7 protein-coding genes and 1 rRNA gene are annotated in these 10571 nt (G+C 58.4%); 5 read left to right on the forward strand and 3 right to left on the reverse strand.

Going from position 1 to position 10571, the window contains the following annotated elements; translation table 11 throughout:
* Nucleotides 1-6: 6 nt before the first annotated feature.
* Nucleotides 7-699: a cysteine protease LapG gene (gene lapG / locus ACM6I5_RS05715; RefSeq protein ID WP_414883368.1), complete on the reverse strand. Its 693-nt coding sequence runs from the start codon at nt 697-699 to the stop codon at nt 7-9.
* A gap of 197 nt (nt 700-896) precedes the next feature.
* On the opposite strand from lapG, the gene ACM6I5_RS05720 reads away from it, so the two are divergent.
* The 5 genes from ACM6I5_RS05720 (at nt 897) to ACM6I5_RS05740 (ending at nt 7868) form a co-directional block, all read left to right on the forward strand.
* Nucleotides 897-1607, forward strand: a complete 711-nt coding sequence (locus ACM6I5_RS05720) for a GntR family transcriptional regulator (RefSeq protein ID WP_414883369.1) — start codon at nt 897-899, stop codon at nt 1605-1607.
* Between the two features lie 638 nt (nt 1608-2245).
* Nucleotides 2246-3022: a DUF3050 domain-containing protein gene (locus tag ACM6I5_RS05725; RefSeq protein ID WP_017335815.1), complete on the forward strand. Its 777-nt coding sequence runs from the start codon at nt 2246-2248 to the stop codon at nt 3020-3022.
* Nucleotides 3019-3948, forward strand: coding sequence for a diiron oxygenase (locus tag ACM6I5_RS05730; protein WP_017335814.1), 930 nt, complete (start codon nt 3019-3021; stop codon nt 3946-3948). Before ACM6I5_RS05725 ends, ACM6I5_RS05730 begins: the two co-directional genes overlap by 4 nt.
* 13 nt (nt 3949-3961) lie before the next feature.
* Nucleotides 3962-7378: an amino acid adenylation domain-containing protein gene (locus ACM6I5_RS05735; protein WP_414883370.1), complete on the forward strand. Its 3417-nt coding sequence runs from the start codon at nt 3962-3964 to the stop codon at nt 7376-7378.
* 22 nt (nt 7379-7400) lie between these two features.
* Nucleotides 7401-7868, forward strand: a complete 468-nt coding sequence (locus ACM6I5_RS05740; RefSeq protein WP_017335812.1) for an SRPBCC family protein — start codon at nt 7401-7403, stop codon at nt 7866-7868.
* 136 nt (nt 7869-8004) lie between these two features.
* Here ACM6I5_RS05740 and ACM6I5_RS05745 read toward each other — a convergent pair whose 3' ends face one another.
* On the reverse strand, nt 8005-9885 hold the full coding sequence (locus ACM6I5_RS05745; protein WP_414879227.1) for a methyl-accepting chemotaxis protein: 1881 nt from the start codon (nt 9883-9885) through the stop codon (nt 8005-8007).
* Nucleotides 9886-10366: 481 nt separating this feature from the next.
* Nucleotides 10367-10482: ribosomal RNA gene (rrf, locus tag ACM6I5_RS05750) — 5S ribosomal RNA — on the reverse strand.
* Nucleotides 10483-10571: the final 89 nt, after the last annotated feature.

A 10571-nucleotide genomic window follows, 5' to 3' on the forward strand; every position in this document is an offset into this window, starting at 1 on the left:
GTGCTCCTAGTTAATCGTCTCGACCGGAAAACCTTCCGCCTGCATTTTCTTCAACACATCCTGCCAACGGGACAACCGTTTGGTGTCACCTACTTTTTTATTGCCCTTGGCACCGGGCAACCACAGCCCTTCGGCATTGAAAGCGTAGACCGGCAGCAGATCGGTTCGTTGGCTGGCCGGCTTGATCGCATCGACCAGGCTGTCGAGCACCAGCGGCATGGCGTCGGGGCTGGCGTAGTAAGTCAGCACCATGTGCGCGCGATTCAGGCTCACGGCCTTGACGTAGGTAATGCGGAGCTTGTCGCTGGACACGCCAAGGCGGCGCAGGCTGAAATACTTGGCGATGGCGTAGTCTTCGCAGTCACCGGCACCCTTCCACAAGGCTTCGATCGGGGTTTCCCAATAGTCGACCTCGTGCCACAGGTCGATGTCCTCTTCGTAGCGCATCTGTTTATTGAAGAACAGGTTAACCACGTTGAGCTGCTCCAGCTCGCTGATCTGCTTCTGCGTGGCCAGCAAATGCTGCCAGGCATCAATGCGTTGCTGCCCTGCGCCCAATGGCCCGTACAATGCCTGCGCCCGGCGGCTGACCAGGGAAAAATCCCAGTCGGCATGCAGACCGCCCGACATGACGCCGGCCAGCAGCAACGCGCAGCATAGCCAGCGCAACGTCCAGGGGATCGCGAAACGTACCGCCAATGGGAGGCATCCAGGTAGGCAGGTGGAATCGATTGATGGTGAAGGTTAGCCGGTTAAAAGACAATGGCACGGTGAGATCACCGGAGCGGGCTAAACTTGGGGTGTGAGCTGTTTAGTCTGCGTGTTTGACAACCTGTCAGGCAGTCACTAGTGTCCTCTTGGATCCAAATTCTTTCAGTCATTCAGGGTGTGTAGTAGTGCCACAGAAGCCCAACCCTCTCAGCAGCATCAAGGTCAACGGTCCGATTCCCGCTCATCTGGCACGCTCGGTCATCGAAGAAACCCTGCGCGCCGCCATTCTCGACGGCCGTATTCCTTGCGGCACAGCCCTTCGTCAGCAAGACCTGGCCGACCTGTTCGGGGTCAGTCGCATGCCGGTCCGTGAAGCCTTGCGCCAGCTCGAAGCGCAAGCGCTGCTTAATGTGATCGCCCATAAAGGTGCGGTGGTTGCGCCATTGGTTCAGGGCGACGCCGTCGAAACCTATGCGCTGCGGATCCTGCTGGAGTCCGAAGCCCTGCGCCTGTCGATCCCGTTGCTCACCCAGGAGGACTTTGAACAGGCGGCCCGCTACATCGATGAACTGGAAACGGAGCACGACTACACCGAAATTGGCCGGCTCAACCGTCTGTTTCACATGGCGATGTACAGCAAGGCGCCTAATCGCCGGCTCTTGAAACTGGTCGAAGACGGGTTGAACGAAGAGGAACGCTTCCTGCGCTTCAACCTGGAAGCCATGGGCCTGGGCAAACTGTCCCAGGAAGATCACCGTGCGCTGTTGCGCGCAGTGGAAGACCGCGACGTCGAACGCGCGGTGAAGCTGCTCGAACAACACCTCAACCGGGGCGTCGAGGTCATCACGAACTACCTCAACAGCCCCGAAGCACAAAGCAGAAAAACCTCGAAATAAATCATACCGGCTATCGGAGCGAGCAGATCAACCTGCTCGCCTGCGCTGGCCGCACCTGCGTGTCCGTTACCCCAAGCCAGACAATTGCATCGACCGTATGACGCGTCGGCGATAGCGGCTGCCTTGATTTACGCTCACTCTTGGCGTGCCAACCAGTAATAAACGGGTGACGCATCGCATCAGCGGTGCAGTCCCCGCATCAAGAACCTACGGAAGGAGTCTTGCAACGGGAAAGGAAGCATCGGCATCCCGGCCAACTTCCACCCCTCAAATCACACTAACGATCACCCTTGGAAAGTTGCTTCGAGTGAGGCATTCACTCTTTACTTCTATTTCGACTTACATAAGCCGGAAGGAGCAACTACGCCCAAATAAAACTTTAATCAAAAGTCTTATTGGAACTTGTCGCGCCAGGAAAAGTTAAACTTGCAAATAGTATAAAAATAACTTGCCCGGAACTTTGCTCGTGTATTAGCGTTTCTTCGCGACCACTGGACACTGGCCGCAGCACCAAAGCCACACTACTTGTATGCAACTAATAACGATCAATTCATTTGAGGTACATGCTCGCCATCAGAACATTCAAAACGCCGTCAATTACTGTTCACACTTCATTCCGGATCACTTATAGGCTCGCCATGAAATCGACTAAAGACCGTCTTAATCAGAAGAAAGCAGAACTGAGTGCGCATCCGATTTTTTCTGAAATACATTCGCTTTCGGTACTCCAACGCTTCATGGAATCCCATGTTTTTGCGGTGTGGGATTTCATGTCGCTGACCAAGCGCCTGCAACAGGAACTGACCTGCATCCAGTTGCCCTGGCTGCCGCCAAGAGATCCGCAGGCTGCCCGACTGATCAACGAAATTGTGCTGGGCGAAGAGTCCGATGATCGTCCGGCCCACGGTCATTACAGCCACTTCGAGTTGTACCTGGATGCGATGCGTGAAGTGGGCGCCAGCACCGTCGCCATCGAACGCTTCGTGGCGCTGCAACAAGAGGGCGTTAGTTACGACGTGGCGCTGCAAAGCGTGGACATCGACCCGGCCGCTGCGCAATTCGTGCGCCACACCTTGCACACCGCACTGCATGCGCCCGGCCACAGCGTGGCGGCGGCGTTTCTGCACGGGCGCGAGAGCGTTATTCCGCAAATGTTCCAGCGCATTCTCGACGATTGGGGTATCGGTTTTGAACAGGCGCCGACCTTCCGTTACTACCTGGAGCGGCACATTGAAGTCGATTCCGAGGACCACGGCCCGGCGGCGGAAAAACTCCTCGCGCGGCTGGTCAACGGCGATCCGCAACGGGAAGAAGACGTCTACGCCAGCGCTCTGGCGGCCGTTGAAAGTCGCATCGCCCTGTGGGACGGCCTGCGCCTGAGCATGAGCGAACCGGTGGCGGAGGTGAACGCATGAACGCCGCCGACTACCAATCCTTCGCCGACGCCTGGGAAAGCCGCGCGACCATCCGCACCCGCCCGCGCCGCGTGCTGGAGAACGACGAAAAGCTGATCTACCCGCTGAGTCGTCAACCGCTGGTGTTGAGCGAAACCTTTCTGCGCGAATGCCCCGAACAACGGGATTTCGCCCTGGTGCAGACGCTCTACAAATTCATCAACGACGTGGTGATTTTCGAAACCGAGATCGTCGACAAAACCGCGCGCAGCATCGCCAAGAACCGCTTCGCCGTGACCTTTCCGTTCGCCTGTCGTTACGACGCCATGACCGTCGTGGTGGACGAGGATTACCACGCGCTGGTGGCGATGGATTTCATGCAGCAAACCGTCGCCATGACCGGGATCACACCGATCGGGCTGCCGGATGAAATCGAGCTGAGCCGGGCGATTCCGGCGGCTGTTGCACTGGCACCGGAGCATTTGCGCAGCGCCGTGGAATTGATCTGCGTAGCCATCGCGGAGAACACCGTGACCGGCGACGTGGCGGCATTCGCCAAGGACAACACGGTCAAGCAATCGATCAAGGGATTGATGGCCGATCACTTGCTCGACGAGGGCCGTCATTCCGGATTCTGGGCGCGGTTGGTGCGCATTTACTGGCACACCGCAAGCGAAGACGACCGTCAGTGCATCGCTCAGCTTCTGCCGGTGTTCATCGGCCATTACCTGACCAACGACATCCAGAAATCATTCGACTTGCGCCTGATCGAGTCCTTGCAAATCAGCGATGCCACGCGCCGCGCACTCAAGAGCGAAGTGTCGGGGCTGGCCTTCCCGATCAACCGCCATCACCCGCTGGTCGCCAACATCGTGCGGTTTTTCCACAGCAGTTCGCTGCTCGATTCGCCGTGTGTTCAAGAAGCCCTGAGCGACTACCTGGTTTAACGAGGAGCACATCATGAGACGTCTCGACATTCTGCTCATTGGCCACAGCCAGGCCCTGACCGACCTGGCGCTGGAGCTTGAACAACACGGTCATTCACTGACGCGGCTGACGGCCCTCGACCCGCCGCCGTCGGACAACGCTGACTTACTGATCGACGATGCCAGCCTGTCGTTCCAGCCGTTGGGCGATGTACCTCGACTGACGTTGCGCCTGGGTGTCGGAGTTCGTGGGGATTCAGGTTTACCGCCGCTGGACCTGCTGTGCCTGTACGGTTCGACGCTGCTCACCCGCGTGCCGATTGCCGACGAACCTTCGGGCAATGGCCAGGCGTTGCGTCTGCGAGCGGTGGCGCAACTGGTGGACCATGTCGCTTTGCTGGTCAGCCGTTTCTCCCGGGATGCCGACTATTTTCTGCTCGTCGAACCGGTGACGCCCGTTCAGTTCGAGCAGGTGGAAAGTCTGCTTTTTTTAGAACACCTGGCCTTCGTCCACCGCCTCAACGCAACCGCTAACCCCGGTGTGCTGCAACGCGCTCAGGTGCCGATGATCGAGCGCCTTGAGCAGCGCTTCATCGATTCCGCCGAACGGCCAGCGCTGAGCATTGCCGGCACGTCCCTCAGCTATCGCCAACTGCATGCTCACAGCCGTGCAATCGCGCAGCGATTGCAACCATTGCTCGAACAGCACGACAAGCCGTTGGTGGTGGGCATCTGCCTGCCGAAATGCAGCGCGTTGTATGCGGGGATTCTGGCGATTCTCGGCAGCGGCGCGGTGTACCTGCCGCTGGAACCGAGCCACCCGATGCAGCGCCAGCAGTACATTTTGTCGAATGCTGGCGCCGTGCTGTTGCTGCACGACGGACAGCACCCGCTCGCCTCCGAGATGCCCAGCCTGGACATCAGCGCAATCGACATCGAGCACGTGGATGTCGATCAACCGTTGATGCGCCAGCGCCCGGACCTCGACGCGCCGTGCATGGCGCTCTACACCTCGGGCACTACCGGTCATCCCAAGGGCGTGTTGCTCAGCCAGGCCAACCTGGCCCACTTCACCGCGTGGTATGCCGACTATGTACAACTGACTGAACAGAGCCGCGTATTGCAGTTTTCGTCACTGAGCTTCGACTCGTCGCTGATCGATATTTTCCCGACGTTGCTCCAAGGCGCCGAGCTGATCGTACCCAACGACGATCAACGCCGTGACCCGCTGCAACTGGTCGAACTGATCCGCCACCAACAGTTGAGCCATGCGTTTTTGCCACCGGCCTTGCTGAGCATTCTGCCGCTGGATCAATTGCAGGTGCTGAACCACGTGATGACTGGTGGCGATGTCTGCGAACCCTGTGTCATCGAGCAACTCACCCGCCAGGGCAATCTCTACAACCTCTATGGCCCGACCGAAGCCACGGTGCTGATCACCGCGCGGCAACTGCGCGTCGATGACAGCAATCGCACACTCGGCGCGCCGATCGCCAACAGTCAGGTGCTGATTCTCGACGAGGATTTTCAACCGGTGCCCGAACAGACCGTCGGCGAGTTGTACATCATCGGACCGGGCGTTTGCCTGGGATACCTGAACAACCCGCAACAGACCGCCGAACGTTACCTGAACCTGAGCTTGCCGAACGGTGAGAGTCTGCGCGCCTATCGCACCGGCGACATGGCGAAGTGGACCGGTGCAGGCATCGAGCTGTGCGGACGCCGGGACAATCAGGTCAAGATTCGCGGCTTTAGGGTCGAGCCGGAAGAGATCGAACGCTGCCTGCGTGACAGTCAGCTGTACCGCCAGGTGGCGGTGGTGATCGACAGCCAGCGGCGGATCCTCGCCTTCCTCGCCCAGCCTCAGGAAAATCAAACCGGTGCCGCGCGAGAAGCACTGAAGGCACACGCTACCCGGTTTCTGCCGGACTACATGCAGCCCACCGCCTGGACCGAATTGACGAGCATGCCGTTCGCCAGCAACGGCAAGGTTGACCGCAAAGCGCTGTTGGAACTGCCCGTCAGCATGACGGAAAACCCGTCGCGCCGTTTGCCCGCCAACGCCGATGAAGCGTTGCTGCTGGAGATCTGGGCCGAGCTGCTGGAGCTGCCGGCCAGCGATATTTCCACTGACGAAAGCTTCTTCAATCTGGGCGGTCACTCGATCCTGTTGTCGCGCATGCTATTGCGACTGCGTGAAGAGTTCGGGCGCAGCATTTCGATCAACCGCTTCATCGAACTGCCCACCGTAACGAAACTCGCGACGTTGGTACGCGGCTCCGGCACCGAAGAAGTGCTGAGCGAGCAGGCCATGGCGGATGCGTTCCGCGAGCTGGATGTACAGCCGTTACCGGTCAGCCGCATGGGCGATGTGCACAAGGTGATCGTCACCGGCGCCAACAGTTTTGTCGGTGTGCACATCGTCGAGGCGTTGCTGGCCTGGGGGGCCAGCGAAGTGGCTTGTCTGGTACGCGATGGTGACGGGCAATCGGCGGCCGAGCGCTTTGCTCATGCACTGCGCGAGAACCGTCTGGAGCATCTGGATCTGAACCGGGTGCGGGTCTACGCGGCGGACATCACACGGCCCTCACTCGGGCTCGCCGTGGAGGTTTACGAGCACCTGGATCGCGAGTTCGGCGCACTTGTGCACAACGCCGCCAACGTCAATCACGTGCTCGATTACGAGTCGCTGGCGCGGGACAACGTCGAACCGATTTTCGAGTGCCTGCGCTTGTGCGAAGGGCGCAGCAAAAAGATCTTCAATTTCGTGTCGACATTGTCTGCGTCGAGCACGATTTCCGATGACGGTCGGGTGCTTGAACTGCCCGCCGCGCAGACCCCGCCGATCTACATCAAGAACGGCTACAACCTGTCGAAGTGGGTCGGTGAGCGCATCCTCGAACGAGCGCGGGAGCGTGGGGTCCGGGTCAATGTGTATCGCCCCGGCAACATCAGTTTCAACAGCCTCACGGGTGTCTGCCAGCCACACAAAAATCGATTGATGCTGATGCTCAAAGGCTCGATCCAGCTTGGTCAGGTGCCGGAGTTCGCGTTGAATTTCGACCTGATGCCGGTGGATTTTCTCGCCCGTTTCATCGCGTTCCACGCCAGTCGTTATTCAGCGGAAAAAGCGGTGTTCAACCTGCACAACCCCGAACCCTTGAGTTGGGACGATTACGTCGCGTCCTTTCGTGAAGCGGGGCGGGAATTTTCCATGGTCAGCGTGGCCGACTGGCAGCAGCAACTGGGCCGGGTCGACAGCGACAACGCGCTGTTCGGCGTACTCGGTTTCTACCTCAACGGCTTCGAGGAAGACATCGGCGACATCTCGATGATCGGCCACGACAACGCCCAGGCCGGTGTGCGGCAGATGGGTGCGCACTACCCGGAAAAGTCCCCGGCACTGCTGCGCCGCGGCTGCGACTACCTCAAGGAAATCAACTTCATCTGATTCACCCAACCGGAGCAAAACCATGAAGACCCTGCAACCCGATACCCTGATCAAAAACCCTCAAGGCTGCCACGTCGTGTCGTCGGTGGATGTGCCGGCAGAGGCCCTGAAAGTCTGGGCAGTGGTCGGCAATTTTGCCGGCTTCGATCGCTTCATCCCGGCGTTGTCGCACATCGAGATGACCGGCGAAGGCGTATCGTCCCTGCGCAAGAAATTCTTTAAGGATGGCAACCTGGTGGTCGAGCAACTCAACTCGCGGGATGACCAGGCTCAGAGCATGACCTGGACCACGATTTACAACACGCTGGGCGTGGCTAATTTGTGGGCGGCGATGACGGTTGAAGCGCTCGGTGAAGGCAAGTCCCGGGCGACCTGGACCATCATTGCTGAACCGGCTGAGGGTGGCGATGAGGCACTGCCGGGGTTCAAGGATTTTGTGCAGGGATTTGCTGATAATGCGATGAGTAATGTGTTGAAACTGTTTGTTTAAAGCTTCAGCTTGGTGGTAATTGAGCCATCGCAATCGCGGGCAAGCCCGCTCTCACAGTATCGCGGCTGGACACACATTTTGTGTGCGCCAAAAATCCTGTGGGAGCGGGCTTGCCCGCGATTGAACGATAACGCGGTCAGATCCTGAAGCTATCAACCAACTGCTTCAATCGGTTCGCCTGCAACGACAACGCATCGCAATCCTTCAACGTTTCATTGAGGTTGGCCACGCTCTGCTGGTTCAGCAAATTGATCTGGTTGACGTCAACGTTGAGGGTCTCCACCACCGCCGTCTGCTCTTCCGTCGCGGCGGCCACCGATTGGTTCATACCGTCAATTTCGCCAATACGCTTCGTCACGCTGACCAGGCGCAAGCCCGCCTGGTTCGCCACTTCGACGCTCTCTTCGCTGGAGACCTGGCTGGCGTTCATGGTGGTCACCGCTTCGCGCGAGCCGATCTGCAGCGACGTGATCATCTTGTGAATCTCCTCGGCCGACTCTTGCGTGCGATGGGCCAGGTTGCGCACCTCGTCCGCCACCACCGCAAAACCACGCCCGGCTTCACCAGCGCGAGCCGCTTCAATGGCCGCGTTGAGGGCGAGCAAGTTGGTCTGCTGGGAGATGCCTTTGATCACATCGAGAATGTGCCCGATGTTGTCGGTGCTCGCGTTGAGGGTTTCGATCTGCGTGCAGGACAGGCTGATTTTCTGCGACAGCTCGGTCATGGCCAGAATGGTTTTTTCCACCACAAGACGACCGTCATCCGCCTGCTCGCTCGCGCCGCTGGCGTGCTGCGAGGCATCAGCAGCGTTGCGAGCGATTTCCTGGGTGGCGGCACCCAATTGGTTGATCGCCGCCGCCACGCTGTTGGTGCGAGCACTTTGCTCGTCAGAGCCAACGATCGAGGCGTTGGACGAGGCCATGACCCGTTGCGACAGGTCATGGACCTGGCGAGTGGCCGACGACACTTCGGAAATCGACGCGTGAATCCGCTCCACGAACTGGTTGAAAGAACCGCCCAGTTCGCCGAATTCATCCTTGCTTTCCACGGACAGACGACGGGTCAGGTCGCCTTCGCCCTGGGCGATGTCCTGCATCGCGCGGCCCATGGTAGTCAGCGGACGCATCAGCACGTTGATCAGCAGGCTCAGCAGCACTGCGATCACAGCCACGGCGATGAACATCGCGATCAATGCCGAGGTTCGGAATTGGCTCAATGGTGCGTAGGCCTTGTCCTTATCGATCGACAGACCGATGTACCACGCCGCATTCGGTAAACCGTTGACCGGGGTGAACGAGAGGATGCGTTCCTGGTTGTTCAGGGTGACTTGCTGATTACCCTTCTCGATGCGCAGGCTTGTATTAGGGTAGATGTCCTTCAGGTTTTTCATGACCTGGTCTTTGTCCGGGCTGACGATCACCTGCCCGTCGGCACTGACCAGAAACGCATGGCCAACGCCGCCGAAGTCCACCGAGTTGATGATCTTCACCAGGGTTTCCAGGCTCAGGTCACCGCCGACCACGCCGAGCAGTTCGCCGTTCTTTTTTACCGGCATGGCGATGGTCACGACCAGGCCACCGACGGCGGCCATGTAAGGCGGAGTCAGCATGGTTTTGTCAGCGACAACGGCTTGCTTGTACCACGGCCGCTGACGCGGATCGTAGCCGTCCGGCATCTTCGCGTCCGGGCGCTGGGTGAACACGCCATTGGTCTGGCCGACGTACGTGAACTGAAAGTTCGAGGTGAAGGCCGGCTGATCAACCAGACCCGGCAGATCGGCATTGGCGCCTTGATGAGCGACGTTCTGTGCGAGATTTTCCAGCACCAGCACGCGGCCGCTCATCCAGTTCTGCACGCTGCTGGCGGTCAGGTCGCCGGCCTGTTGAACAGAGGACTCGAGGTTTTGCCGAATGGTATTTCGCTGCAGATAGTCGTTGTACAAAGTGAACAACGCAAAGGCCAGTACCACGACGCCGGAGGCGGCCAGCAGGATTTTATGGCTGAACTTGAGATTCATTTCATGGGACTTCTTATGCAGAAAGTGGGGATGCGGTCCGGGTTGCAACATTCCATGTGCAGCTCAAGTGGCTTCTATGGCCGCTCTACTTTGGTGCACGCATGTCTCATCAGTCTGTCGGCACAAACGGGTTAAATCTTAGGGATATGTACGAAATGACCGGCATTTCCGTCAGATACCCGCCGAACGGCGTGCTAGAGCGCCTCAGTAGCATTTTCGTGATGACGGTTGTTCGAGCGGCGGTTGCAAACTTCCCAGCCCTTGATAAAAATGCGACTAATTATCATTTGTGGCGTCCGGGCTGTCGCGTTCATACATCGAGTACTCGAAGTCGATGATCAGCACCTTGAGCACGCCAATAGACGTGATCGAGAACAAGGGCTGGCTTTTTGGTTTCGTTGAGACGGCCTATCGGGCTTTCAGCAAACCTGAAACGACAAAACCCCTGTCTGCGTTAACAGACAGGGGTTTCGGAATTCAATCTTGACGATGACCTACTCTCACATGGGGAAACCCCACACTACCATCGGCGATGCATCGTTTCACTGCTGAGTTCGGGATGGGATCAGGTGGTTCCAATGCTCTATGGTCGTCAAGAAATTCTGTGACCAGCCCGTTACGCGGTAACGTGCCAGCAAAATTGGTGACTTCTACTAAAACAAAACCCCTACCTGCATACGCAGATA

The sequence above is a fragment of the Pseudomonas sp. IT-P171 genome, from assembly GCF_949767765.1.
Lineage (GTDB): Bacteria > Pseudomonadota > Gammaproteobacteria > Pseudomonadales > Pseudomonadaceae > Aquipseudomonas > Aquipseudomonas fluorescens_B.

Bases quoted from the DNA above. Each gene is read 5' to 3' on its own strand.
- ACM6I5_RS05725 (WP_017335815.1), top strand. From the start codon at position 2,246: ATGAAATCGACTAAAGACCGTCTTAATCAGAAGAAAGCAGAACTGAGT.
- ACM6I5_RS05730 (WP_017335814.1), top strand. From the start codon at position 3,019: ATGAACGCCGCCGACTACCAATCCTTCGCCGACGCCTGGGAAAGCCGC.
- ACM6I5_RS05735 (WP_414883370.1), top strand. From the start codon at position 3,962: ATGAGACGTCTCGACATTCTGCTCATTGGCCACAGCCAGGCCCTGACC.
- ACM6I5_RS05740 (WP_017335812.1), top strand. From the start codon at position 7,401: ATGAAGACCCTGCAACCCGATACCCTGATCAAAAACCCTCAAGGCTGC.
- ACM6I5_RS05745 (WP_414879227.1), bottom strand. From the start codon at position 9,885: ATGAATCTCAAGTTCAGCCATAAAATCCTGCTGGCCGCCTCCGGCGTC.